Annotated in this window: 20 protein-coding genes; 19 read left to right on the top strand and 1 reads right to left on the bottom strand. The window is 44.5% G+C overall.

What is annotated here, in order from left to right:
* Position 1 precedes the first annotated feature (1 nt).
* The gene (locus SALPA_RS02735; protein WP_186450881.1) at positions 2 to 1,831 is read right to left on the bottom strand and encodes a methyl-accepting chemotaxis protein; all 1,830 of its coding nucleotides are present in this window, start codon (positions 1,829 to 1,831) and stop codon (positions 2 to 4) included.
* 247 nt (positions 1,832 to 2,078) lie between these two features.
* On the opposite strand from SALPA_RS02735, the gene SALPA_RS02730 reads away from it, so the two are divergent.
* The 19 genes from SALPA_RS02730 (at position 2,079) to dpaL (ending at position 24,962) form a co-directional block, all read left to right on the top strand.
* The gene (locus SALPA_RS02730; RefSeq protein WP_145089508.1) at positions 2,079 to 3,299 is read left to right on the top strand and encodes a divergent polysaccharide deacetylase family protein; all 1,221 of its coding nucleotides are present in this window, start codon (positions 2,079 to 2,081) and stop codon (positions 3,297 to 3,299) included.
* A gap of 334 nt (positions 3,300 to 3,633) precedes the next feature.
* Entirely contained in the window at positions 3,634 to 4,395 is a 762-nt protein-coding gene (locus SALPA_RS02725) for a GntR family transcriptional regulator (RefSeq protein ID WP_145089505.1), read from the top strand.
* Between the two features lie 187 nt (positions 4,396 to 4,582).
* On the top strand, positions 4,583 to 5,293 hold the full coding sequence (locus tag SALPA_RS02720; RefSeq protein WP_186450880.1) for a GntR family transcriptional regulator: 711 nt from the start codon (positions 4,583 to 4,585) through the stop codon (positions 5,291 to 5,293).
* Positions 5,294 to 5,303: 10 nt separating this feature from the next.
* On the top strand, positions 5,304 to 6,692 hold the full coding sequence (locus SALPA_RS02715; protein ID WP_145089499.1) for an amidohydrolase family protein: 1,389 nt from the start codon (positions 5,304 to 5,306) through the stop codon (positions 6,690 to 6,692).
* A gap of 41 nt (positions 6,693 to 6,733) precedes the next feature.
* A complete protein-coding gene (locus SALPA_RS02710) occupies positions 6,734 to 7,768 on the top strand; it encodes a BMP family protein (protein WP_145089495.1) in 1,035 nt (344 codons plus the stop codon).
* Positions 7,769 to 7,824: 56 nt separating this feature from the next.
* Positions 7,825 to 9,357, top strand: coding sequence for an ABC transporter ATP-binding protein (locus tag SALPA_RS02705; RefSeq protein WP_145089492.1), 1,533 nt, complete (start codon positions 7,825 to 7,827; stop codon positions 9,355 to 9,357).
* A complete protein-coding gene (locus tag SALPA_RS02700; protein WP_145089489.1) occupies positions 9,354 to 10,451 on the top strand; it encodes an ABC transporter permease in 1,098 nt (365 codons plus the stop codon). The genes SALPA_RS02705 and SALPA_RS02700 overlap by 4 nt, the downstream gene beginning before the upstream one ends.
* Entirely contained in the window at positions 10,444 to 11,367 is a 924-nt protein-coding gene (locus tag SALPA_RS02695; protein ID WP_145089486.1) for an ABC transporter permease, read from the top strand. Before SALPA_RS02700 ends, SALPA_RS02695 begins: the two co-directional genes overlap by 8 nt.
* Before the next feature lie 89 nt (positions 11,368 to 11,456).
* A complete protein-coding gene (locus SALPA_RS02690; RefSeq protein ID WP_145089483.1) occupies positions 11,457 to 12,809 on the top strand; it encodes a UbiD family decarboxylase in 1,353 nt (450 codons plus the stop codon).
* Between the two features lie 38 nt (positions 12,810 to 12,847).
* A complete protein-coding gene (locus SALPA_RS02685; protein WP_145089480.1) occupies positions 12,848 to 15,139 on the top strand; it encodes a xanthine dehydrogenase family protein molybdopterin-binding subunit in 2,292 nt (763 codons plus the stop codon).
* A 43-nt stretch (positions 15,140 to 15,182) separates the two neighbouring features.
* Complete coding sequence (locus tag SALPA_RS02680; protein WP_186450879.1) at positions 15,183 to 15,968, top strand: xanthine dehydrogenase family protein subunit M; 786 nt, start codon at positions 15,183 to 15,185, stop codon at positions 15,966 to 15,968.
* Entirely contained in the window at positions 15,965 to 16,411 is a 447-nt protein-coding gene (locus SALPA_RS02675; RefSeq protein WP_145089474.1) for a (2Fe-2S)-binding protein, read from the top strand. The genes SALPA_RS02680 and SALPA_RS02675 overlap by 4 nt, the downstream gene beginning before the upstream one ends.
* 25 nt (positions 16,412 to 16,436) lie before the next feature.
* A complete protein-coding gene (locus SALPA_RS02670) occupies positions 16,437 to 17,054 on the top strand; it encodes a flavodoxin family protein (RefSeq protein WP_145089471.1) in 618 nt (205 codons plus the stop codon).
* A gap of 38 nt (positions 17,055 to 17,092) precedes the next feature.
* Complete coding sequence (locus SALPA_RS02665) at positions 17,093 to 18,307, top strand: YgeY family selenium metabolism-linked hydrolase (RefSeq protein ID WP_145089468.1); 1,215 nt, start codon at positions 17,093 to 17,095, stop codon at positions 18,305 to 18,307.
* Complete coding sequence (locus tag SALPA_RS02660) at positions 18,291 to 19,877, top strand: amidohydrolase family protein (RefSeq protein WP_145089465.1); 1,587 nt, start codon at positions 18,291 to 18,293, stop codon at positions 19,875 to 19,877. Before SALPA_RS02665 ends, SALPA_RS02660 begins: the two co-directional genes overlap by 17 nt.
* A gap of 26 nt (positions 19,878 to 19,903) precedes the next feature.
* A complete protein-coding gene (locus SALPA_RS02655) occupies positions 19,904 to 21,229 on the top strand; it encodes an amidohydrolase family protein (protein ID WP_145089461.1) in 1,326 nt (441 codons plus the stop codon).
* Complete coding sequence (locus SALPA_RS02650; RefSeq protein WP_145089457.1) at positions 21,229 to 22,308, top strand: 4Fe-4S dicluster domain-containing protein; 1,080 nt, start codon at positions 21,229 to 21,231, stop codon at positions 22,306 to 22,308. Before SALPA_RS02655 ends, SALPA_RS02650 begins: the two co-directional genes overlap by 1 nt.
* Before the next feature lie 13 nt (positions 22,309 to 22,321).
* On the top strand, positions 22,322 to 23,737 hold the full coding sequence (gene hydA / locus SALPA_RS02645) for a dihydropyrimidinase (RefSeq protein WP_145089454.1): 1,416 nt from the start codon (positions 22,322 to 22,324) through the stop codon (positions 23,735 to 23,737).
* Complete coding sequence (gene dpaL, locus SALPA_RS02640) at positions 23,730 to 24,962, top strand: diaminopropionate ammonia-lyase (RefSeq protein WP_145089450.1); 1,233 nt, start codon at positions 23,730 to 23,732, stop codon at positions 24,960 to 24,962. Before hydA ends, dpaL begins: the two co-directional genes overlap by 8 nt.
* The last annotated feature ends 15 nt before the right edge of the window (positions 24,963 to 24,977 follow it).

The following is a 24,977-nucleotide window of genomic DNA, read 5'->3' as shown; positions in this document are numbered from 1 at the left end:
CTTATACCTCCAAATGATTCATATTTTTATTGTCTGTCGTAAAGAATTCAATGGCAACTTTTAAGCTAGCCGCCATTTGATTGGTTTGAGTAGAATTGACTGCCAGCGAATCCATGACAGCAGCGGTCTGTTTGGTGTTTGCTGAGACTGTTTCGGCCTGTTCTGCCGTATTTTCAATTACAGTTGCCAAAGAGTCAATTAAATCAATAATCCTATCTGAATGGGTGACTTCTTCATCGGTGATGGACAGCACGGCTTCAATGTCAGTTACGGTGCTGGTTACTGCTGAAAAAATATCATTTAACGCCTGCTGAGCCTGACCGGCACTGGCTACGCCATTTTCCACTTCGGCTCGGCTGCCTTGCATAGCCTGAACGGCGTCAGCAGTGCTTTCCTTTATTCTTTGAATAAGTGCCGCAACCTCAGTGGCTCCCTGCGTAGATTGCTCGGCCAGCTTTTTGACTTCTTGTGCTACTACCGCGAAACCGCGGCCAGCCTCACCTGCCCGGGCAGCTTCGATAGCCGCATTTAGAGAAAGCAAGCTTGTTTGGGAGGCAATACTTGTTATGGTGTCGGTAATAGCACCAATTTTGGCGATATATTGATTAAGGGTTCCAATAAGCTCCTCGGTTTCCAGTGTTTTGCTCCGGATGTTATTCATGCGGACAACGGTACTGGCCATGGTTCGACGGCTGTCCAGGGCGGTGTTCAGTGTCGATTGTGAGTTAGCTACCGCTGACGTGGCTTCACGCTTGGCAATTTCAATGAGTGAGGAGAGTTCTAATAATGATTTAGATACTTCGATAACCGAAACTGTGCCGACAGCAGCAGCAGCGGCCAAGTCGGTACTATAACCTGCCAACTCAGTAGCGGTAGTCGAGACCTGCTCAACAGATGCTGCTGTTTCCTCTGAGGCAATCACTACCTGATTCGCTGATGAGGAAACGGTTCCTACCAATGAATTCAGGTTAATGACCATGGCATTGATGGCAATACCCAGACGTCCCAGCTCATCATTAGCGGTGATAGAAATTTCGGGCATTGCCAGATTACCTGTAGCCACTTGTTCGACGTAAGTAACCATATCGTGGATTTCGCGGAGAGTTCGTTGGAGGATAAATAGGACCAAGGCAATGGCTGTGCTTAGTCCGGCGATAATCATGATTGAAAACAGCACGATGAGCCAATGATATCTGTCAGTAGCGGCTTGATATTCTTTTTGGGCTAATTCCAGTTGGAGGTCCATGAGTTCAGACAGTTTACCTGAGACTGGCTCAATACTTGCGTATAATTCTTCAATCATAAAAGCATTCAACGCTTGTTTGTCTTCTTTTATCATGATGGTAGTGGCATTGGCAAGTGCACCCTCAGCAATTCCTAAAAAACCGTCTATCTGAGCAACCAGCCGTTCTTCTTCAGTTGTAGCTACATGGTTTTTGTAAGTGGTCCACTGCTGCTTAATAATTGTGGTGCCTTCAGTAAGTTTGTTTCGGCCCAGAGCCCAGGCCATATGGCCGTCACTAATCTTATGACAGGTTTCTACAACATTCACTGTAAGTGCGTCAGACATAAGCTTAAGTTCTTGTAGGGTTATAATGCGACTAGTGTACATGCTCCTCAAAGCATCGTTGGATGCTTTTATGCCATGCAAGCCAACGATGCCAATGCTAATTGATAACAGGGAGAAGATAGCTACAACGGCAAGCAGCTTAGTGCGTAAACTTAGTTGGTAATGAAATTTTAATTTTACAGGCAGAGTAGCAGTTATGAAGGTTTTTATAGTAGTTAGTGACCTGGTGATAGTAGTAGTAGATTTTTTTAGAAAGCTCATGGCAGATACTCCTTTGTCTACATGCATTTTGCGGGAAGATGCGGCTTAGTACTAAGATAGAAACAATTTACTCAATATAATACATGTTATTCTTTCCAGCTAATTCTCCTCCCCTGGTAATTTAAGGTCTTGTTAACTTTATGTTACGTTTAGGTAAAGTGGCTAAATACTAGAATAAGTAGACATAGTAGGAGGCGGAATATATAATTATTATGAAAAGTAAGTGTATAGGCGAGGAGAATTTTCGATGGCGAAAAAAGATAATAAATGGAAATGGATAGCGGTAATTGTGCTTTTTTTAGCAGCTGTTATCTATTATCAGACAATGCAGACACCAGAAAAATTGCCGTCACCTGGTCCTGGCTATGAACTGGAAAAGACGGGAGCGGGAGTGGTGGTTGACTTCACAACAACGGCTTCCAAGATTCATACTGCTGTGGATAAGGGGTTGGCAAAGGCGTCTATAACTCCGAAAGAAGGTAAAGAGGAACAACGGGAAATTTCCCGCAAAGGGGTGGAGGGACGTATCCGCTGGCATACCCGGAGTATGCTGCTGGTGATCCCGGAAACCATGTCCTTGGAAGGAGTTGAGCAGGCCCTGGCTCCGTTGGTTGGCAAAGCAGGCGGTAAAGTCATCGGGAATGAACCGGATAATTATAATGGCGTATCAGCTGTACGGATGGATGTGGGAATTAAGGATGTTCTTAATAGCGAGCCGCTTACGATAGTGACTGACCGCTTATATATTGTTAAAGCTAACGGCACATTACCGCAGGCTGCACCACCAAAACCCAAGGGCGAAGCTGGGACGGGAAATATGGCGATCGTAATCGATGATTGTGGTTATACCATGGGGCCTGTTGCTGATTTTGCCGATATGGGAAGGCCATTTACTTTTGCCGTTTTGCCTTATCGTACCTATAGCAATGAGGCTGCCTCCAGAGCGCTGAGTGCAGGTCACCTGGTTATACTGCATTTGCCGCTAGAGCCAATGGACGCTAGCGCAGCGACAGAGCCGACCGTGATCACTGTTAGTATGAGTGATGATGAAATCAAGCAGACAGTAGCCCAAGCTCTCGCTTCTGTACCAGGGGTTAAAGGGGTCAATAACCACCAAGGCTCAAGAGCAACATCTGATCGTCGGGTCATGAAGGCTGTACTTGGGGTTTTGAAATCACAGAATCTGTTTTTTATTGACAGCCGCACTATTGGCACAACGGTGGGCGCAGAGGTTGCGAGACAGCTAGGTGTGAGAAGCGGGGAAAATGAGTTGTTTGTGGATAACAGTTCAGATGTAGAACTAATAAAAAAACAACTGCGTAAAGCAGTTGATATGGCTCATAAAAATGGCAATGTAACTGTTATCGGCCATGCCCGGCCCAATACGGTCATCGCGGTGCGGGAGATGATCTCCGAAATGGAGGCTGCCGGCATTCGACTGGTCTATGCAGATCAGTTGCTGAATTAATTGGGCCAGGGACAAATATAAAAATGTAACAGAAGAAGATTTAAAGCAGCGACGTAAAACGAAGCCAGTTAATGTGGAAGGATTTTAAGAATCGGTAGACCGTATCTTTAGCAAAGCCAGAAGAATTTTTGTTCATAAGCATATTCATATACATGTAAAAATCAGGCTGAACAAGTATATAAAGTATTTGCTTAGTAACTCAGTATTAGCAAGGGGTAGCGATTCATTAGGGCACATTAATTATTTTTGTTACATTGTATAATTTTGCGAAAAGGTTATAATGTAAATATTAGTTATATTTGTAGTTGCGGTAAAACAACAGGATTTAGTATAAATGATGGTTCTGAAACTTTTAGATAGGGTGATGAAAATTAGAGCAGTTAGCAGAGTTCAGTTGGCAAAATACGAGATTTTAGAAAAGATTAAAACAAATAAGATTAAGGGCAATAAGCTCCCGACGGAAGATGAATTAACCAAACAACTGCAAGTTAGTTTGGCGACATTGCGGGAAGCACTTTTAGAATTGAATAAAGAAGGCATTATCAGTAAACGGCATGGGTTAGGAAACTTTATTCACAAAAGTACATTAGAAACAAAAATGAGGATAGATCGATTTACCGATTTTACGGATTTATTGCAAGACGGAGGCTATGTGCCAAGTTCAACCTATTTTGGTGCACACTTAGCTGTGCCTGATTCGGAGATTGCTAAGGATCTGAATATACCGAAGGATAGTAAAATTGTTATGTGTGAGCGGATTTTTCTTGCGGATGGCAAAGCTGCAATTTATGCTCAAAATAGAATACCTTATTCCTGGTTTGTAAAGGAGCCGGCAGCAGAGGGGCAGAGTAATCTAACTTCTTATATTGAAGAATATTGTGGGCAAAAAATGACACATGGCATTCAGGAAATTACGCCTATTCTTGCTGAGAAAAAAGATCAACAGTTATTTGGCGTTAAGATAGGAAGCCCTATGATTTCCTGGAAAGAAATATTTTATACACTAGAGGATATACCGATTTGCCTTAGTAACGTAAGGTTTAACCAGGAAATAGTAAAGATGAAGATGCTATGGAAACATGGGCAAAAATGCTAATTAATATTATTATTTTTTATATAGTACTTGCAAGAATTGTCGAAATGGTATATTATAAAAATTAATAGAAGATAAGTGAGCGATGTAGCTCTGCAAATAGTTTATTATTTGCAGAGCTACATTTTTTAGTAGTATTTTTTTGCTTATTAAGTCATTCAGTGACCTGATGAATAGGAGAATTAAATATATGATTCTAACGCGGGCTCAATTGGTTAAAAATATTATTTTAGAAATGATTAAAACAAATAAAATTTGTGGCAACAAACTACCGACGGAAGATGAGTTAGCAAAGTTATTGCAGGTCAGTTTGGCGACATTGCGCGAAGCGCTGCTCGAATTAAATAAGGAAGGAATCATCAGTAAACGACACGGGTTGGGTAACTTTATTCATAAAAGTACCTTAGAAACAAAGATGCGAATTGACCGCTTTTCTGATTTTGTAGATTTACTGAAAGATGGTGGACATAGTGTAACTTCAACCTATTCAGTGTTACGCTTGGAAAAACCAGATGCTGCTGTTGCAAAGGATTTGCAAATAAGTATCGACAGTAAAATTGCTGTATATGATCGAACTTTTTACGCTAATGGCAGAGCGGCGATACATGCACAGAATCGGATTTCTTACTGTTATTTTGTTCGAGAGCGGTCAGAAATAGAAAGTCAATTTGATCTTAATTCATTTATTGAAGAGTATTGTCAGCAAAAATTGACGCATGGCATCCAGGAAATTAGTCCAATGGTGGCAGGAAAATTTGAAGAATGTTTATTTGGCATAATGTCAGGAAGCGCGATGATTTCATGGAAGGAAACCTTTTACACAATTGAAGATAAGCCAATATGCTTAGGGACGGTAAAGTTTAATCCGGATATCGTAAAAATGAAAATGTTATGGAAGTGAGTTGTAGATAATGAATAATGAAGAAAAAGTAACCTGCGGTGCCTTGCACGGATTAACTCTGGTAACAATGGATGAAACAAGAAGGATTATAAAAAATGCTGGTATCTTATGGGAAGATGATCGTATTAAAATGATTGGTTCCTCTACAGAAATAATCAAGTTTGCCGAAGAACGTAATATAGAAAGTCAAGATTGTTCAGGAAAAATAGCTTTCCCCGGTCTTGTTAACACACACACTCATCTATATCAGAATCTTTTAAAAGGGCTTGGAACGGATACTGCTTTAGAGAGTTGGTGGCATAAGGTAATTGCGCCTGCAGGGATACACCTCAAGCACAGCCATTTGGCGGCAGCGGTGGCGGGCGGCGCGATTGAGGCCGTTCGCTCTGGTGTGACGACAATTGTCGATTATATGCAGGTGCATCCGATTCCTAATTTGTCTGATAGCGAAATTACAGTGATGCGGGATATAGGGGTTAGGCTTGTCTACGGACGGGGCTTTCGTACTACCGGGCGCGACAGCGGTTTTCCTGCAGAACTGATTGAACAAACACAGAACGTTTTTTCAGATGTCCTGCGCTTAAAGGAAAGATTTGAAAAGCCTGATCAGATGACAAACATTTGGCTGGCACCGGCGGGGGCTTGGGCGCTTTCTTTAGAAAGCCTGCAGGAAACAAGCGAATTTTCTCGTCAATATGACATTCCTGTCATGATGCATATGTATGAAACTGATACCGATGAGATTGTTTGCCGCAAAAAATATAATACTTCGGCACTTGACTATTTCATTAATAGCGGCCTGTTAACAAATCGGTTATTGGCCGTCCATTGTGTAAAAACCGGAGAAGAAGAATTCAAGATGTTTCAGAAGTATGGAGTTCAAGTTTCTCATAATCCGGTTTCTAATATGTATCTGGCTTCAGGGGTTGCTCCAGTGCCTAAAATGCATCAGGCCGGTTTAACAGTTAGTTTGGGGACTGATGGAGCCGCAAGCAATAATTGCAATGATCTTTTGGAGGTAATTAAAACCACTGCTTTATTACAAAAGGTACATTTGATTGATCCTTTGGCTATGACCGCACAGCGTGTTTTGGAAATGGCAACAATAGATGCTGCAAAGTGCATAGGCATGGAAAAAGAAATTGGATCGCTGGAAGTCGGCAAAAAAGCAGATTTCTTTATAGTTAATCCTTATCGGTGTGCTAGGATGTGTCCAGTGCATGATCCAGTTGCATCGCTGGTTTACTCCGGGGGAAACAGAGCTGTAGAAAAGGTGATGATTAATGGGAGGGTAGTTCTTAATAATGGGAATTTTGTAAAAGTAGACGAAGAAAAAGTATTAGTGGATGAACAACAAAAAGCAAATGAATTGGTAGTCCAAGCAGGATATTTTTCGTAGCTGTTTGCACTGCAAAAGGTACAAATTATTAGGAGGTTATTATGAAGCAAACAAGATTACAGCAGATGTTAGTATGGGTAATGGTTATTATTTTCTCTATGGGAGTTTTGGCTGGATGCAGTTCTCAAACAAAACAAGAAAAAAGTGCAGCAAATAAAGCGTTTCGGGTTGCCATGGTAATGACGGGACCAATTAATGACGCTGGCTGGAATGAGTCGGCGTACAAAGGACTGATGCAGGCTAAAGAAAAATATAAGGTAGAAACGGCGTATACCGAGAATGTACCACAGCCTGACTTTGAATCTGTAATTCGCGATTATGCTGATAAAGGGTATGATTTAATTATTTTGCATGGTTTTGAGTTTAGTGATGTAGTTAAACAAATTGCACCACAGTACCCTAACGTATTGTTTGCTGTTGTAAATGGCGACAGTTTTCAAGAACCAAATATGTTATCCTTGCGTTTCAATACACCGCAGACAGGTTTTCTGGCAGGTGCAGTCGCTGGTTTAATTACCAAGACAAACGTAGTTGGGATGATTGGCGGGACAAAATTACCGCACATCCAAGACGGGTTGATTGGGTTTGAGGCTGGTGCTAAATACGTAAATCCAAATGCTAAAGTATTGACAGGCTTTACAGAAACGATGACAGATGTGCCTAAAGGTAAAGAAATGGCTATGGCTATGATTGAACAAGGTGCCGACGTTGTGGGCGGTAATGCAAATCAGGCTACATTAGGTGTAATAGATGCTGCTAAAACCAAGAAAATTAAGGCAATCGGCTATATTAGTGATCAATATAACGTGGCTCCAGATACTGTGTTTGTTTCAGCAATTCAGAGCGTTACTTTAATGATTGATTCAATTATTAAAGAAGCAGTCAATAAGGAAGCAAAACCAGCGCTATACCTGATGGGAATAAATGAAGGAGCAATTCTGCTTTCTGATTATCATGGCAATGATGCCAAGCTGCCGACAGGGGCAAAGGAAAAAATCCAGGAAGTTATGGCTAAGATCAAAGATGGTTCCTTGAAAACGCAAGGTATATTACCTAAATCAGTTTTTGAAAAGTAATTGCTTGATGACTAAAGTGCAGTACTTATGTGCTGCACTTTAGCGAGGAGGAACAAATGGATACTCAAAATATATTAGAAATGCGTAATATTACCAAAAAATTTGCCAACGTCAAAGCCTGTAATGGAGTAACTTTTTTTGTCAAGTCAGGCGAAGTTCATGCGTTGCTTGGTGAAAATGGCGCGGGAAAAACGACGCTAATGAATATTCTTTATGGGTTTTATCGGCCTGAGGAAGGCGAAATTTATCTTAAAGGCCAGCTTACCGATATTGATTCGCCCAAAGATGCCATTAGTTTAGGCATAGGAATGGTTCATCAGCATTTTATGCTGGTGCCGACTTTAACGGTAGCTGAAAACGTAATTTTGGGTCTTACGGCAAATCTTAAAAAACTAGATATGGAGAAAGCTGTAGAAAAAGTACAGCAGCTAAGTGACCAGTTTAACTTTCAGGTAGATGCCAAGGCTTTAGTAAAAGATTTATCCATTGGTGCCCAGCAAAAGGTAGAACTACTCAAGGCCATTTACCGCGGAGCGGACATCTTGATATTAGATGAACCGACAGCCGTACTCACTCCCCAAGAGGTTAAAGAACTGTTTACGATTCTGCGTCAATTTGTGGCGATGGGTAAATCGGTGATTTTTATCTCACACAAATTATGGGAGGTTATGCAAATTTCAAACCGCGTGACAGTACTTCGCCAAGGCGGTTTTGTCGATGTGGTGCAAACTGCAGAGATTACCAAAGAGGTTTTAGCGGACATGATGGTTGGACGCAGCGTTGTTCTCGAATATGCCAAGACGCCTGTTGCCAGTTCGGAAGCTTTGCTTGCACTACATGGCGTTTGTGCAGAAGGTGATTTGCCGGTGTCATGTCTTAATGAATTTTCACTATGCATAAAAAAAGGTGAAGTTGTAGGCGTAGCCGGTGTTGATGGTAATGGTCAGCGGGAATTAGCCGAAAGTATTATGGGGTTGAGAGCAGTAACCAAAGGGCAAGTTTGTCTGAACGGGAAAGACATTACCGATATGCCTATCCGCAAGAGAATTAAACTTGGTATGGCTCACATTCCAGAAGATCGATTAAAGCAGGGATTGGTACTTGATTTTACTGTAGCGGAAAACATGGCACTTGATACTTATGATGAGCCGCCGCTTACGTGTAAGGGTATTTTCCAGCCACAAAAAATGCAGGATATTGCCCAAGAACTTATTAAAGAATTTGACGTACGGCCGCCTAATTATGATGCTATTATACGCAATTTTTCCGGCGGTAATCAGCAAAAGGTTATTTTGGCGCGTGAATTTACCCGCAGTCCTCAATTTATTTTGGCAGTGCAGCCTACACGAGGACTTGACATTGGGGCAACGGAATTCGTTCATCGGCGATTGCTCGCAGAAAAAGAAAAAGGGGCCGCGGTTTTAATGATTTCGGCTGATTTAGATGAAGTATTGCTGGTGTCAGACCGGGTGATCGTAATGTACGAAGGGCGGATTATGGGACAGTTTATTCCTGGTGAAGTTTCGATTACAGATATTGGTTTAATGATGGGAGGAACTCCTCAAGAAAGGCTGGGTGTGTGTGAATGAACATAAAGCTGGGAAATTCTCAAATTATGATTGAACGAAAACCACAAACAAAAACTATGTTTTCGGACTTAATAGGGCCGCTGGTTGCTCTATTTCTTGCTTTATTGGTTTCGGCAGCAATTATTGCCCTTTCCGGCGTTAACCCGATTCTAGCCTACACGAGCATGATTGACGGAGCTTTTGGCAATTTCCGTAGTTTTGCCGAGACGGTAGTAAAAGCGACACCTCTCTTACTTGCGGCGTTGGGTCTGACTATTTCTTACCGCACAGGGCTCGTTTCTATTGGTGCGGAAGGACAGATTGTTATGGGGGGGCTTATGGCTACACTGGCAGGCATTTACTTTACTATGCTGCCAGGCTTTGTACTTATTCCTCTTGTTATGCTTGCCGGCATGCTTGGCGGTGGCCTGTGGGGTGCTATTCCGGGATATTTGAAGGCTAAATTGGGTGTTTCTGAAGTAATTAACACCATTATGCTTAACTATATTGCCATTTTTTTTGTGACATATCTCTTAGATATTCCTTTGCGTGAACCTCCCGGATATTTTCCTCAGTCGGCAATGATCGCCAAACAGGCTTGGCTACCGATTATGGTTACTGGTACAAGGTTTCATTTAGGCGTGTTGTTTGCGATCATCGCTATTTTGGTTGTGTATTTTCTCCTGTGGCGATCACCTATCGGCTATCAGATGCGCGCAGTGGGGTTAAGTCAAACAACTGCCCATACCAGCGGTATTAATGTAGAAAAGAACCTAGTGCTGGCTATGGGGCTATCCGGGGCATTTGCGGGATTGGCGGGAATGGTTGAAGTTGCGGCTATTCATCACCGGTTGGTCAATGGTTTTAGTTCGGGTTATGGTTTTGATGCCATGGCAGTTGCGTTACTGGGTAAACTGCACCCGGCAGGTGTGGTTATTGCGGCCTTGTTTTTCGGCGCATTGCGTGTTGGAGCAAACATGATGCAGCGTACGGCACAGGTTCCTGCTTCCTTGGTTTTTGTTATTCAGGGTCTAGTTATTTTGTTTGTATTAATGGATGCACTGCTGCGCCAGTACAGCATTCGTATCGTTAAGGAGGATGTGGTACATGGATGAAGTTAATGTAATTGGGTTCATTCAGGCGGCAATTCGTATGTCGACCCCGATTCTACTTGCAGGTCTTGGCGGATTGTTTACTTCCCGAGTTGGAATTATTAATTTTGCTCTGGAGGGAATCATGGTCACGGGTGCTTTTTTTGGCGTTTTTGGCTCGTATATTTCCGGCAGTCCTTGGATTGGCGCCCTCTTTGGTATGATAGGCGGAATGGCAGCTGCATTGATACTAGGCTTTATGAGCATTACCGTAAAAGTTGACCAGGTTGTATCAGGTACAGGGATTAACATTTTATTTCTTGGGCTTACCAGTTATTTGCTGAATATTGTTTTCGATATTGGCGCAAAACCATCCCAGGTAGCTTCTTTTCAGGATATTCCTATTTTAAGCCAGATTCCGTTTATAGGACCAATTCTCTTCAATCAAAATGCGTTAGTATATATTGCTATGCTGTTTGTACCCTTTTGTTATTACGTGATATATAAAACATCGTTCGGACTAACTTTACGCGCCGTCGGTGAACATCCCCGCGCAGCCGACAGCTTGGGGATCAGTGTAGTTAAAACACGCTATATAGCGGTTGTTATTTCCGGGCTACTGGGCGGCCTGGGCGGGGCTTTCTTGTCAATTGCGCAGTTATCTGTGTTCATGGAAAATATGACAGCCGGTCGTGGTTATGTTGCATGGGCCAGTGTTACTGTAGGTAACTGGAATCCGTTTGGTATTTTGGGAGCGTCGCTGCTATTTGGTTTAGCTGATGCACTGCAATTACGCCTGCAGGCTTTTGGAATTGGTATACCACACCAATTTTTCATGATGCTGCCGTATGTTTTAACAATGCTTGTGCTTGCGGGAGTAGTCGGACGTACGGTTGGGCCAAGCGCGATGGGAAAACCTTATAGTTCTGAATCTAAATAGGAAAAAGAGGCTGATAGTATCTTCTCCTATTGGCATATTGCAGTAATAAAACCATTTGCGGCTATTTTAATTATGAAGGAGTATATAGGATGGCTAACTGTTCAACAACAGATATTTATGATTTACGCAGCTTTTTAGCAATATTGGAAAAAAATGATGAGCTTAAGACAATTGACAAAGAGGTAGCGCTTCAATTTGAAATTGGTTCGGTGCTTGCAACCTTAGAAAAGAAAGGTTTAGGAGCCGGGCTATTTACTTCAGTCAAAGACCGTGATTTTTCACTTTGCGGTGGAATTTTGGGATCGATGGATAGAATTGCACTTGCAATGAACTGCAAAAAAGGAAATATCAATGATTTTTTAGTAAAGTGTCTGGAAAATCCGATAAAACCTAACATTGTAAAGCAGGCTGTCTGTCAAGAGAATGTGTATGTCGGCGATGAGGTCGACCTTGATAAAGTTCCCATTCCTCAGCATGCGCCCAAAGATGGAGGACCATTTATTACTGGCGGTGTCATTGTCAGTAAAGAACATAATGGCACAAAACAAAATTTATCCTTTCAACGGCTACAGGTCAAAGGCAAAAATAAGCTAAGCATTATGATTAATGAATGGCGGCATTTAAAAGAATTCTACGATGCGGCGGAAAAAACAGGTAAGTCATTGCCGATCGCGATTGTTTCCGGCACCGATCCTGTTATTTATGTTGCCGCAGGCCTTCGCTATGATGGGGATGAAACCGAAGTAGCAGGGGCGATTCGGGGAAAGGCCATTGATGTTGTTAAATGCGTTACATCTGATATTTATGTGCCGGCGACGGCAGAATTTGTCATCGAAGGTGAAATTCTGCCTGATTATCGCGAAGAAGAAGGTCCGCTTGGCGAATTTACGGGGCATTACAGTGCGCCGTGGTTAAGTCCGGTTGTCAAAGTCACTGCGATTACACATAGGAAGGGCGCCATTTACCAGACAATTAACGGAGCATCCTACGAGCATATTAATTTGGGAAATGTATTGCCTCGCGAGCCACTCCTGAAAAAGTTCGCCACATATGTAAGTTCGGGCGTGGTCAATGTGCACATTCCGCCTTATGGCAGCGGTTTTTTAGCGATTGTGCAGATTAAGAAAAAAAATCCAGGTGAGCCTAAAAATATTGCGCTTGCCGCGATGATGACATATGTCAATATCAAGAATGTAATTGTTGTTGATGAAGACGTAGACATCTACAATCCGGCTGATGTGATGTGGGCTATGTCATGTCGTGTCATACCGGAAAAAGATATATTTTACATTCCTAATGCGCAGGGGCACGAACTTGATCCGTGCTCAGACGAACGTGGGACACAAACGAAAATGGGAATTGATGCTACGCTTGCCGAGAATAGTCGGGAAATTGAGCGGGTGTCTTATCCGGAAGCTGACTTGAGCAGATATCTGGGCTAAAAGCAGGCTAGCATCAGGTGCAAAGGGGAGATGTCTATATGAAAATCGTATCTAAATCCGTTAACAAAATTGATGGTATGGAACTTGCGATGGGAAAACCTCTATTTGTTGATGACTTATGCCCTAAAGATGCTTTGCATATAAAATTGCTGCGCAGTCCTTATCCGTTTGCAAAAATTAAACACATTGACACAGAGTTGGCAAAACAAGCTGATGGTGTTAAATGTGTGCTGACTTATCAAGATGTTCCGGAAAAACTGCATACCATTGCGGCTGAAACCTATCCTGAACCATCACCCTATAACAGGATGCTTCTTGGTTCAACGGTTAGGTATGTTGGTGATCCGGTGGCAGTTGTTGCAGCCGAGACGCTAAGCCAGGCAGAGCAGGCAGTGGCATTAATCAGGGTCGAATATGAAATAGTAGAGCCGGTATTGGATTTTGAGCAGGCGAAGGATCACCTCAGCTTATTACATCAGCCGGAAGAGGTTTTTACCAATTTTGATGTGGGCTCTGCTCCTTTGCGCAATATCGCGGCGGCTTATAACAGGAACCATGAGGATGTTGAGAAGGCGCTCAATGAATGTGACATTGTACTTGAAGAGACTTTTTATACACAGGCACAGGCGCATGCGATGCTGGAAACGCATCGCGCCTTTACGTATTTGGACGGGAGGGGTCGGCTTGTTATTGTCAGTTCTACGCAATCCGCCTTTCATGTGCGGCGGATTGTTGCTTCTGTACTCAATATGCCGCAGAGCTCCATCAGAGTAATAAAACCCCGTGTGGGCGGCGCCTTTGGCGGTAAAAACATTGTGCTAATTGAAGGCTTTGCGGCGCTTGTTACGTTAAAAACAGGCAAACCAGCCAAGATTATTTATGACCGGCGTGAGTGTATGACTTGTACGAACAGCCGTCATGCTATGCGCATTAAAGTTCGGCTGGGCGCCGATAAAGAAGGGCTTATGAAGGCCCTTGATGTAGAGGTGCTGTCGAATACCGGGGCGTATGGCGAACATGCGCCGGATGTTCTTTGCGTGTCTTGTACCAATACACTGCCAATATACGGACAACCTATGGCGGTGCGATATTCTGGTACAGCTGTCTATACCAATAAGGTGTCCGCCGGCGCATTCCGGGGGTTTGGAGCACCGCAGTCTAATTTTGCTATTGAATCCATGGTCAATATGCTGGCGGCTAGGTTAGCGCTTGATCCAATATTTGTAAGGGAACGAAATATCATTTGCCAAGGGGGTTTCCATCCGTTTTTAAATGGCGGACAAAAACCGCCAAGAGTTACCAGCTGCAGTCTTGATCAATGTATTAGACGCGGCAAGGAATTAATTGGCTGGGATCAAAAATATCCTTGCCGCAAGCTCAATAACAATAAGGTCCGCGGTGTTGGCATGGCGGTCGCCATGCATGGATCGGGGATTATCGGCGTACAGACGGCTGTGGCTGAGCTGCGGCTGAATGACGGCGGCAGTTATAGTTTATTTGTTGGTTCAGCCGATTTAGGGACAGGCAGTGATACTATTTTGGCACAAATTGCGGCGGAAATTTTGGAAACCACTATGGAAAACATTTATGTGCTTTCGGCTGATACCGACTTGACCCCGTACAATACCGGCGCTTATGCTTCCTGCACAACCTATATTACAGGCAATGCCGTGTTAAAAGCGGCCAGATTGCTACGAGAAGAGATTATTAAGCAGGGTGCGGCCTGCTGCAAAAAAGATACCGAAAGCATTCAATTTGACGGCAACAGCTTATCATCTGCTGATGGTATATGGCAAATGACTTTAGCGGACTTTGCCGCTTGGAGTGTATCTGGTAAAGGGGCAGGGCAATTGTCTGTGAGCGCGACTGCGCTTGCGGAGGAAAGCCCGCCGCCATTTGTTGCCGGGTTTGCTGAAGTAGAAGTAGATATTACCAGCGGACAGGTGCAAGTGATCAATTTTGCCGCAGTGGTTGACTGTGGTACACTTATTAATCCCACGCTGGCCAGGGTACAGGCTGAGGGCGGAATTGCACAGGGAATTGGGTTTGCTATGTTTGAGGAAGTTCGATATACCAAAGCCGGGCGGATGCTTGCTGATAATTTTGTGCAATATCATATTCCTACCAGGCAAGATGTCGGAAATATTATGATTGGATTCGCGCCTAGCTATGAATCAACAGGTCCGTTTGGTGCAAAATCAGTAGGTGAGGTGGTATTTACAACTCCACCGCCAGCTATTGCAGATGCTATCTACAATGCAGTGGGTGTAAGGGTGACTGAGTTACCCATTACTTCAGAACAAGTGCTGAGGGGCATACGTAACTTGTAGGGGCGGTTTTCATAGGGGAGGTACTAAGGAGGAGGCAGCTTTGGTGAGAATAAAGGAATATGTTAAGCCTGCCACATTGGAAGATGCATACCGTGTTTTGCATAAGGGGGGAAATAATGTTATATTGGCAGGTTGTACACTTCTTAGAACAAGAAATGTTGACATAGATATTGCGATAGATCTTTCAAGGCTTGGCTTACGCTATATTACCGTCACAGAAAAGCAAATTGAAATGGGGGCTATGACAACGTTGCGGGATATGGAAGTACATGCGGAATTGAGCATGCTGTTTTCAGGAATTCTTCCTAAAACTGTACAATTTGGCAGCGTACAGCTGAGAAATATGGCGACAGTTGGCGCGACAGCATACTGTCGTTTTGGTTTGTCTGATTCGCTTACAGCACTGGTAAGTCTTGAGGCGGAAGTGTCTTTTTTTCGTGCAGGCAAAGTAAAATTAGCGCAGTTTCTCGAACAAGGTATGCCTAACGATATTTTAGAAAAAATTATTATACCGCTCGACACCTCTGTGGCCGCTTTTCAGGCAGTGCGAAAAGCCTATAATGACTTTGCTTTGTTGAACACCGCAGTTGCGCAAAACGGTTCGGGCTTAAAAATTGTTATCGGTGCGCGGCCAGGCAGGCCGAAAGTGGCAGTATCGGCCTCGCAGTATTTGACGCAATCAAATTTTACGGAGAACGATATTTCTAAAGCCGCAGCTCTGGCGGCGGGAGAACTGAGTTTTAGCGATGATATGGCTGGCAGCGGGGAATACCGCCGGCTTATTTGTGAAAAAATTGTCCGACAGGCGGTAAAAGAGGTGCTTAGATGATAGTCAGTCTTTCAATAAACGGAGAAATGAAAATACTGGAAATCAATCCGGACGATTTTTTGGCAGATACACTCCGTAAAAACGGCTATACCAGCGTAAAGACAGGCTGCGATGAGGCAACCTGCGGTTCTTGCACGGTATGGATTGATGAAAAACCGGTATTGTCGTGTTCTGTACCTACGGCACAGGCCGAAGGGAAAAAAATAACGACAATAGAAGGTGTACAAACTGAGGCCGAGGTACTTGCTAAGTTTTTGGTTGCCGAAGGGGTTGTGCAGTGCGGCTACTGCATACCTGGTTTAATTATGACTGTGCTTGCTATGAAGCGCGAACTAAGTCACTCGACAGAACAGGAAATCGCGCATTATTTAACAGGAAACTTGTGCAGATGTTCCGGTTATATGGGGCAAATGCGTGCAATTATAAAATATTTGGAAATGTAAATATTCATATGAGGTGATGAAGAGTATGGTTAAGATATTAGGGGTTTGCGGCAGTCCGCGCAGCGGGGCAACCGAAAAAATGTTGAGCGAGGCGCTTTCTTCTATTGGAAATGTATCTGGAGTTGAGACAGAATGGATCACCGTGCGGGGCAAAAAAATCGCGCCATGTAATAATTGTAATTATTGCAAACGGGAGAAAACCTGGTGTGTTATAAAAGACGATATGCAGGAACTATTGGAAAAGTTTGTGGAAGCAGATGCCTATGTTGTTGCTTCTCCGGTATATGTATATACGGTTACACCTCAGCTATTAGCGTTTTTTAGCCGGATGCGCCCGTTATTCCATGTTTATCCGGAAAAACTGCGTAATAAATTCGGCGTAGCAATGGCGACAGGCGGTATGCGAAACGGGGGACAGGAAATGACGGTAAATACGATTATCAATCTTTTGCTTGCCAAAGGGATAAATGTCGTAAGTAATGAAATCGGCGGGTATGCAGGAGCTATGCTGTGGTCGAAAGATAAAGAAGCATTAGGCGCTATGGAAGATGATAAAGCTATTGAATCTGCCAGTAAGCTTGTAAATAAGCTGGCCGAAGTGGCATTAATTTATGATGCTGGACGTAAGGCGGTTAACGTATAAATAGGCCCAAGGGCTGGAGTCCAAGAGGAGGCATGTAGATGATTACGGCAGAACGGGAACAAAAGATTATTTCGATATGTCAAGCCTTGTTACAGAAAAAAAGCTATTCTGGCGAAGAAGCAGGCGTAGCGGAAACATTGCGAGACATATTTATTGAGTTAGGTTACGATGAGTTTTTTGTTGATACCTATGGCAATATTATTGGCGAAATTCGGGGAAAACAGCCGGGAAAATCCCTTTTATTTGATGCACATATTGATACTGTGCCTGTAGTGGATGCGTCACAGTGGAAGCATGATCCGTTCGGCGGGGAGCTTTCTAGGGGGCGGATTTATGGCCGCGGCGCTTCTGACATGAAAGGGGCGCTAAGCGCCATGGTTGCGGCCGCCGGCTTTTTTGCCGCAGATTGCGGTAAAAACTTTGCTGGGCGCATTTATGTGGCAGGCGTAGTGCATGAAGAATGCTTTGAGGGCATCGCTGCCCGCCAAATTAGTAAACGGGTTAACCCAGATTATGTTGTGATTGGGGAAGCTTCAGAACTGAATTTAAAAATCGGCCAGCGCGGCCGGGCGGAAATTGTGGTGGAAACGTTCGGTAAGCCCGCTCATTCTGCTAATCCGCAAACCGGAATAAATGCAGTGTATAAAATGGCGGACGCCATTCAACAGATACGCAAGCTGCCGCTTGTCGAACATCTTGTTTTGGGGCAGGGCATTATGGAATTAACCGACATCAAATCATCACCTTATCCGGGAGCATCGGTAGTGCCTGATTATTGCCGAGCAACATATGATAGGCGTTTACTGGTCGGCGAGACTAAGGAATCCGTTTTAGCGCCGCTCACTCAGTTGCTCCGTACTATGCAAGAAGCAGACCCTAAGTTTGACGCTAGGGTAAGTTTTGCCACAGGTTCAGAGCAGTGTTATACAGGCGAAGCCATCACGGGCGAGCGTTTTTTCCCAGGCTGGTTGTATGAAAAAACTGACGAATTTGTGCAGGCTGCTTTAAAAGGCCTGAAGAGCGCAGGCCTTGAGCCTGATATTACGCAGTATTCTTTTTGTACAAATGGCAGTCATTATGCGGGAGAAGCAGGTATAAAAACGATTGGCTTTGGCCCGTCGCGTGAAAATCTGGCGCATACCATTGACGAATATATTGAAGTAGAGCAGCTTGTACAAGCTGCGGCAGGATATTACGGAATCATCAAAAGTGTATTGACGGATACTGGGAAATTACATGAAAACATTAATTAAAAATGGCATGGTGATTGACGGGACAGGAAGACCGGGGTTTTATGGTGAACTCGCGTTGGATGGTGAATGTATTGAGTCTGTAGGCGTGGCCTTTAACCAGGCATGCTTTGATCAGGTGATTGATGCTAAGGGTAAAGTAGTTGCGCCCGGATTCATTGATACCCACAGTCATTCCGCAGTAGAAGCGCTGAGTCATCCTTGTATTGAATATAAAATCAGGCAGGGAGTTACCACCGAGGTGATTGGCCAGGATGGTATTTCCACGGCACCGTTGCCACGCAAGCACGTTGCAGCTTGGCGTAAAAATCTGACCGGTTTTGATGGTGACAGCGATAAAATTGACTGGGATTTTGCGTCGGTACATGAATATTTAAAAATTATGGAAGAAGGCGGAGTGGGCCTCAATGAAGCTTATCTCGTGCCGCATGGCAATATTCGGGCGGCTGTGCTGGGGCTTGACAACCGGAAGGCTATGCCGGCAGATGTTTCTAACATGCAGGCGGAGTTGATAAACGGGTTGGAGACTGGCGCATTTGGCATTTCGACAGGCTTAATTTATGCACCCTGTGTATTTGCTGATGCGGCCGAACTTATTAACCTGTGCAAAGTTGTGGCTAAATACAATGGAGTATTTGCCGTGCATCAGCGCAGCGAAGCGAATGATGTGCTATCCTCTATGCGCGAAGTGCTTGCTATTGGGCGCAAGTCAGGTGTAAAAGTGCATTTTTCACACTTTAAGCTATGTGGACGCAAGAACTGGCATCTCATGGAGGGCATGCTCAAGTTGTTGGATGAGGCGCGGGCAGAAGGTATCCAGGTATCGTTTGATCAATACCCGTATGTTGCTGGCAGTACCATGCTAAGCGCCGTATTGCCGCCTTGGGTTCATGAAGGAGGCGTGGATAAGCTGTTGACGCGTCTCACCAGTTCTCAACTCCGGCGGCAAATAGTACAAGATATCGAAAATGGTTTGCCAGGCTGGGATAATTTTATCGATTTTGCCGGCTTTGAGCAAATTTTTATTACCAGTGTAGCCAGCGAACAAAATCAGGATTTAATTGGTAAAAATTTAGTGGAAATTGGACAATTGCGTGGTAAAGACGTTTATGAGGCAGTATTTGACCTTTTGTATGAAGAAAACAATGCTGTAGGCATGGTGGATTTTTACGGCGAGGAATATCATATCAAGCAATTTTTGCAGAGACCGGAGCAAAATGTCTGTACAGATGGTATTTACGGCGAAAACCCGCATCCGCGGCTGTTCGGCGCCTTTCCTCGCATACTGGGGAAATATGTTCGGGAAGAAAAAACGCTTAGCTTGGAAGCGGCAATTGCCAAAATGACTGGTAAGCCAGCGGAAACCTTTGGCATTGAACGGCGGGGCAAGCTCAGGGCAGGATATTTTGCGGATATTGTAATTTTTGATGCGGCTACTGTTGCTGACAAAGGGACTTTTGCTAAGCCGAAAGTTTACCCGGTGGGTATCGAGCAGGTATTTGTCAATGGGCGGCAAGTGGTACAGCACGGAGTATATCATACATGTCTTGCTGGAAAAGTGCTACGGAAATAGATTAAGACTTACTATGGGGGGAAAAGATGACAATGCTGGCAATTACAGCAGGTATGCTGGTTTGTTCTGGTGACAAAGTATTATGTCAGGCTGGGTTTGTTATCAAAGATGGAAAAGTTACTGCGGTCATGGTGAACAAGGATCTGGAACAGTGGGCGTTATCCCATGATTGTTCGCTGGTTGATGCGTCTGATGCTGTTGTAATACCCGGGTTTATTGATGCGCATACACATCAGTATGGCTTATTTTCGCATGGCATCCCCATGGATGTTCCTGTAGCAGGCTTTAGAGAGTTTTTGGAAGATTTTTGGTGGCCACGGATTGAAAATCGGCTGCAAATTGAGAATGTAACCGTATCGGCGCTATTTTCGGGTGCAGAAATGATTCGGTCGGGAGTTACGGGTTTTTGTGATACTTTGGAAGCGCCTTATGCACTTCCAAAGGTGTTGGTGCAGCAGGCCGGGGAAATAGAAAAACTTGGGCTGAGAGCCATTTTATCTCTGGAAAGCTCAGAGCGGATTAGTGAAGAAAATGGCGTAGCTTGTTTAGAAGAAAATCGTTCGTTTATCGAGTGGTGCCGTAAGCGGCAGAGCTTGATTCAAGGCATGATTTGCACCCATACGTCCTTTACTTGTTCGCCGTCATTTCTTCGGAAAGCGCAAAGTTTGGCAGAAGAATATGGGGTAAAGTGGCATTTTCATATATCGGAAAGCACCTACGAAAGCGAATATTGTCTTAGGCAATATGGTAAACGAGCTGTACAGTTTTATCATGAGGCTGGGCTTTTGTCGCCGCAGGTGTTAGCTTCACAATGTGTACAAATCGATGCCGCGGAACGCCAAATGTTGCAAAAATCCGGTGCAGGTGCTGTCCATATGCCGCTTAGCAACTGCGAAGTCGGCGGAGGTATTGCTCCGGTGCCAGAAATGCTGGCAGCCGGTATGCAAGTGGGATTGGGTTCTGATGGTTATATTACCGACTTTTTTTCAGTGATGCGAGGCGCTTTTTTAATTCACAAAGGGAATTTACAAAACGCCTCAGTTATGCCTGCGCAAGAGGTGTTTAAAATGGCGACGGAATATGGCGCGAAAGTGCTTGGCTGGGCTGATGTCGGTCGTTTGGAGCCCGGCTATGCCGCTGATTTTGTCATACTGGATAACTTGTTTCCCACGCCGCTAACCCGGAAAAATGTGTTTGACCAACTAGTGGTTCACGGTGCGCGGGAAATGGTTCGCAGCGTATTTGTTGCCGGCAATCCGGTGATGCTTGACCATAAACTGCAACAGGTAGATATACAAGTGGCAGGCGCGGCGCTGAAAAATCAGGTTAGTGTTTTTTGGGAGGAACAATAATGCAAACAAAACTGTTTGGTTTGACGCTCAAGTCGCCAATTATAATTGGCTCAGGTCCTTTAACTTATGGCGCAGAAGGTATGATTCGCCTGCATAATGCTGGGGCCGGCGCTGTGGTAACAAAAACCATTCGCATGGCTGCTGCTGTTAATGCCAATCCGCACATGCTGTTAAGCGGTAGGGACAGCTTAATTAATTGTGAGAAATGGGCTGATTTTCCTGCTGCGCAATGGATCGAGCGTGAAATACCACAGGCTAAAAAAGCCGGTGTGACAGTGATTGCCAGCATTGGCATGTCGGCTGGCGAAGTATCCGAGCTGTGTGCGCCCATTGCAAGTGCCGGGGCGGATATAATTGAGGTGGTTTCTTATGATCACAACGATATTCCGGATATGGTTCGAGCTGCCAGAGCAAAAACCAAGTTGCCTATTCTGGCGAAATTACCGCCGCTTGCCTGCGATGTGGTTAAGCTTGCCGGTGATTGTTTAGCTGCGGGTGCCGATGGAATTACAGGATTTGATTCGTTTGGTCAGGTACTCAGGATTGAGGTGACAACAGGTCGGCCGTTGCTTGGTGGTGTCAAGGGGGCAGGCTGGCTGTCAGGTGCCGCTATAAAACCGCTTGTTCTTTATAAAATTTCAGAGCTCAGAAAAGCCTATTCTTGCCCGATTATTGGCTTAGGGGGCGTAACAAGCGCTGAAGATGCACTCGAAATGCTGATGGCTGGTGCCAGTGTAGTGGGAATGTGTTCCGCTGTTATTTTAAGAGGACCGGAAATGCTTTCGCCTCTGCTTAAGCAAATGGCGCAACTTATGGAAAAGTATAACTATTCTTCGCTGGAAGAGCTGTGTGGGCTGAGTCTTTCGTATCTTGATGCAAAGGAAAATGTTGGGAAACTTTCTTTTACCTATAATGAACACAACTGCACCAACTGCCGTCGCTGTGTGGTGGTATGCCCGTATCAAGCTCGCGAGTTGTCTCAAGACAAAGTGATGCGTCTCAATCAAGATAAGTGCCGGTACTGCGGTCTGTGTGGATCGGTTTGTGCGGTTAAAGCGCTCACGTACCGCAGAATCTGAGGAGGAGGTAGCCATGGGGATTGTGCTTTCAGGCGGAACTGTTGTTACCAGTGAGGCGTGTTTTGCCGTCGATGTGCGTGTCGAAGGGGAAAAGATTGCTGCTGTCGGACTTCAGGTGCAAGAGCCGAATGACCAAGTGGTGGATGTTCGGGGGCGGTTCCTATTGCCAGGGGCGGTGGATGCGCATACGCATTTTGAAGATATCGCGGGAACGGTGAAAACTGCTGATGATTTTTTTACAGGCAGCCGGGCGGGTTTACTTGGCGGGACAACAACCTTTATTGATTTTGCCACACCACTGCCAGGGGAAACCTTGCAGCATGCGTTTGAGTCTCGGCGAAGCCAAGCACTTGGACGCAGTTTTTGCGATTTTGGTTTTCACATGACAATAACTGGCTGGGGGCAGTCGATAGGCTCAGAGATGGAGAAACTGGTAAAGCTGGGGGTTACTTCATTTAAGCTGTTTATGGCGTATAAAAATGATCTTCAGGTAAGTGATGAGGAACTATTTCAGGTTTTCCAAAAAACAGCGGAGCTGGGGGGCATAGCAGCGGTTCATTGTGAGAACGGAGATGTTATCGAGGTATTGATCCGTCAGGCGCTTAAAGCGGGCAATACATCGGCTGCATATCATGCGCTTACCCGCCCGCCAGCTGTCGAAGAGGAAGCGGTGAATAGAGCAGTTAGTCTTGCCATGCTTGCTAAAGCCCCTCTTTACATTGTTCATTTATCTACGCGTGAAGCGCTCCGGGTTGTAGAACAAGCCCGGCTGCGAGGTGCCAACGTATATATAGAGACGTGTCCGCAATATCTTTTGCTTGATGATACGTATTATGCCGGAAGTGATTTTGCTGGAGGAAAGTATGTGCTTTCACCGCCCTTAAGAGCAAAAGATCATCTTACAGTTTTGTGGGCAGGCGTCAGTCAGGGGATGATAGATACCTTGTCAACCGATCACTGTGCTTTTTTGTTTAAAGGGCAAAAAGATAAGGGAATTCATGATTTTAGCAAAATTCCTAACGGTATTCCCGGGGTGGAAGACCGATTAAGTCTTCTGTATACGTATGGAGTTATGCAAAAGAAAATAGATCTTTGCCGTATGGTTTCTCTGACAGCTACTAAGCCAGCAGAAATTTTTGGCTTGTATCCCCAAAAAGGAACGGTTGCTGTCGGCAGTGATGCGGATATTGTTGTATGGAATCCCGCAGAGGAGGGAACCATATCGGCTGCAACTCACCATTATGCCTTGGATTATAATCCATACGAAGGGTTTAGAAAAATAGGGCAGGCAGAGCAGGTCTTTTTACGCGGCGAGCAAGTTGTCACTGACGGACAATTGTCGTTGGCGGCACCGCGCGGCAAGTATCTTATGCGTAAGCCGTTTGCCAATACTGTATATAATAATGAAAGGAAGTTTGAATATGACTAGTAAAGTGCTATGGGTAAGTAATGATCGATTAAAAAATCAGCCTGACACTATGGAGGAACTTGACTATATTTCAGAAAAATCCATTGCACAGGCTACTAACTTTCATAGAAGTTTTCCGCAATATGCGATTACGCCATTACATGAGTTAAACCAATTGGCAAAAGCCTTTCAAGTAAAAAATATCTGGCTTAAAGACGAGTCCTACCGCTTTGGACTGAATGCTTTTAAAGTACTTGGCGGGTCTTTTGCAGTGGCGAATTATTTATCGAAAAAACTCGGAATGGATATTAAACATGTAAATTTTGAACTGCTTGCTTCGCCGGAAGTGAAAGCCAAACTTGGTGAGATTACTTTTATTACGGCAACAGATGGCAATCATGGGCGCGGTGTGGCCTGGGCAGCCCGCCAACTGGGGCAGAAAGCAGTTGTCTATATGCCCAAGGGCTCAGCGGCTGCCAGGTTTGATAATATTAAAGCCGAAGGCGCAGCAGTATCTATTACTGAACTGAATTATGATGATACCGTGCGGCTGGCAAATAAGCATGCCGAAGAAAACGGCTGGGTTTTAATTCAGGATGCAGCCTGGGAAGGCTATAAAGATATTCCGGCCTGGATTATGCAAGGGTATGGCACTATCATGGGCGAGGCAATCCAGCAGATTAGTGAATTAGGCGAAGATAAACCAACCCATGTATTTTTACAGGCGGGTGTTGGTTGTTTTGCGGCGAGCATGTTGGGCTATCTTGTAACAAAGTATGGCGAAAATCGGCCAGTAGCCGTAGTGGTTGAGCCGGATAAGGCAGCTTGTTTTTATAAATCTGTTGCGGCCGGAGATGGAAATCCACATGCTGTAACAGGTATGATGGAAACGATCATGGCTGGCTTAGCTTGCGGAGAGCCAAGCACATTATCGTGGGATATATTAAAATATTATGCCCAGGCGTTTGTTTCGTGCCCGGATTATGTTACTGCACGCGGCATGAGAATTCTTGCAAATCCTTTAGGCAATGATCCGCAAGTTGTTTCTGGGGAATCCGGGGCGGTAGGCTTGGGACTTCTTAGCATGTTGGCAGAAAATAAGGCGCTTAACGCATTGAAAGAAAAAATTGGCCTTGACGAGCATTCTAAAATCCTTATTATTAGTACAGAAGGCGATACAGATGCGGTTGGATATCAGAACATTGTCTGGAATGGCGCCTATCCGTATGAAGCGGGAAACTGCTAATATCATAAATTAATT

It is taken from the genome of Sporomusa sp. KB1, from assembly GCF_007830295.1.
In the GTDB taxonomy this organism is placed as follows: Bacteria; Bacillota; Negativicutes; order Sporomusales; family Sporomusaceae; genus Sporomusa.
Note: the sequence above shows the minus strand (reverse complement) of the source record. Positions and strands in the feature narration are given on the sequence as shown.

Bases quoted from the DNA above. Each gene is read 5' to 3' on its own strand.
- SALPA_RS02665 (WP_145089468.1), top strand. From the start codon at position 17,093: ATGATTACGGCAGAACGGGAACAAAAGATTATTTCGATATGTCAAGCC.
- dpaL (WP_145089450.1), top strand. From the start codon at position 23,730: ATGACTAGTAAAGTGCTATGGGTAAGTAATGATCGATTAAAAAATCAG.
- SALPA_RS02685 (WP_145089480.1), top strand. From the start codon at position 12,848: ATGAAAATCGTATCTAAATCCGTTAACAAAATTGATGGTATGGAACTT.
- SALPA_RS02705 (WP_145089492.1), top strand. From the start codon at position 7,825: ATGGATACTCAAAATATATTAGAAATGCGTAATATTACCAAAAAATTT.
- SALPA_RS02725 (WP_145089505.1), top strand. From the start codon at position 3,634: ATGATGGTTCTGAAACTTTTAGATAGGGTGATGAAAATTAGAGCAGTT.
- SALPA_RS02700 (WP_145089489.1), top strand. From the start codon at position 9,354: ATGAACATAAAGCTGGGAAATTCTCAAATTATGATTGAACGAAAACCA.
- SALPA_RS02730 (WP_145089508.1), top strand. From the start codon at position 2,079: ATGGCGAAAAAAGATAATAAATGGAAATGGATAGCGGTAATTGTGCTT.
- SALPA_RS02710 (WP_145089495.1), top strand. From the start codon at position 6,734: ATGAAGCAAACAAGATTACAGCAGATGTTAGTATGGGTAATGGTTATT.
- SALPA_RS02650 (WP_145089457.1), top strand. From the start codon at position 21,229: ATGCAAACAAAACTGTTTGGTTTGACGCTCAAGTCGCCAATTATAATT.
- SALPA_RS02675 (WP_145089474.1), top strand. From the start codon at position 15,965: ATGATAGTCAGTCTTTCAATAAACGGAGAAATGAAAATACTGGAAATC.
- SALPA_RS02695 (WP_145089486.1), top strand. From the start codon at position 10,444: ATGGATGAAGTTAATGTAATTGGGTTCATTCAGGCGGCAATTCGTATG.
- SALPA_RS02715 (WP_145089499.1), top strand. From the start codon at position 5,304: ATGAATAATGAAGAAAAAGTAACCTGCGGTGCCTTGCACGGATTAACT.
- SALPA_RS02690 (WP_145089483.1), top strand. From the start codon at position 11,457: ATGGCTAACTGTTCAACAACAGATATTTATGATTTACGCAGCTTTTTA.
- SALPA_RS02660 (WP_145089465.1), top strand. From the start codon at position 18,291: ATGAAAACATTAATTAAAAATGGCATGGTGATTGACGGGACAGGAAGA.
- SALPA_RS02735 (WP_186450881.1), bottom strand. From the start codon at position 1,831: ATGAGCTTTCTAAAAAAATCTACTACTACTATCACCAGGTCACTAACT.
- SALPA_RS02720 (WP_186450880.1), top strand. From the start codon at position 4,583: ATGATTCTAACGCGGGCTCAATTGGTTAAAAATATTATTTTAGAAATG.
- SALPA_RS02670 (WP_145089471.1), top strand. From the start codon at position 16,437: ATGGTTAAGATATTAGGGGTTTGCGGCAGTCCGCGCAGCGGGGCAACC.
- SALPA_RS02655 (WP_145089461.1), top strand. From the start codon at position 19,904: ATGACAATGCTGGCAATTACAGCAGGTATGCTGGTTTGTTCTGGTGAC.
- hydA (WP_145089454.1), top strand. From the start codon at position 22,322: ATGGGGATTGTGCTTTCAGGCGGAACTGTTGTTACCAGTGAGGCGTGT.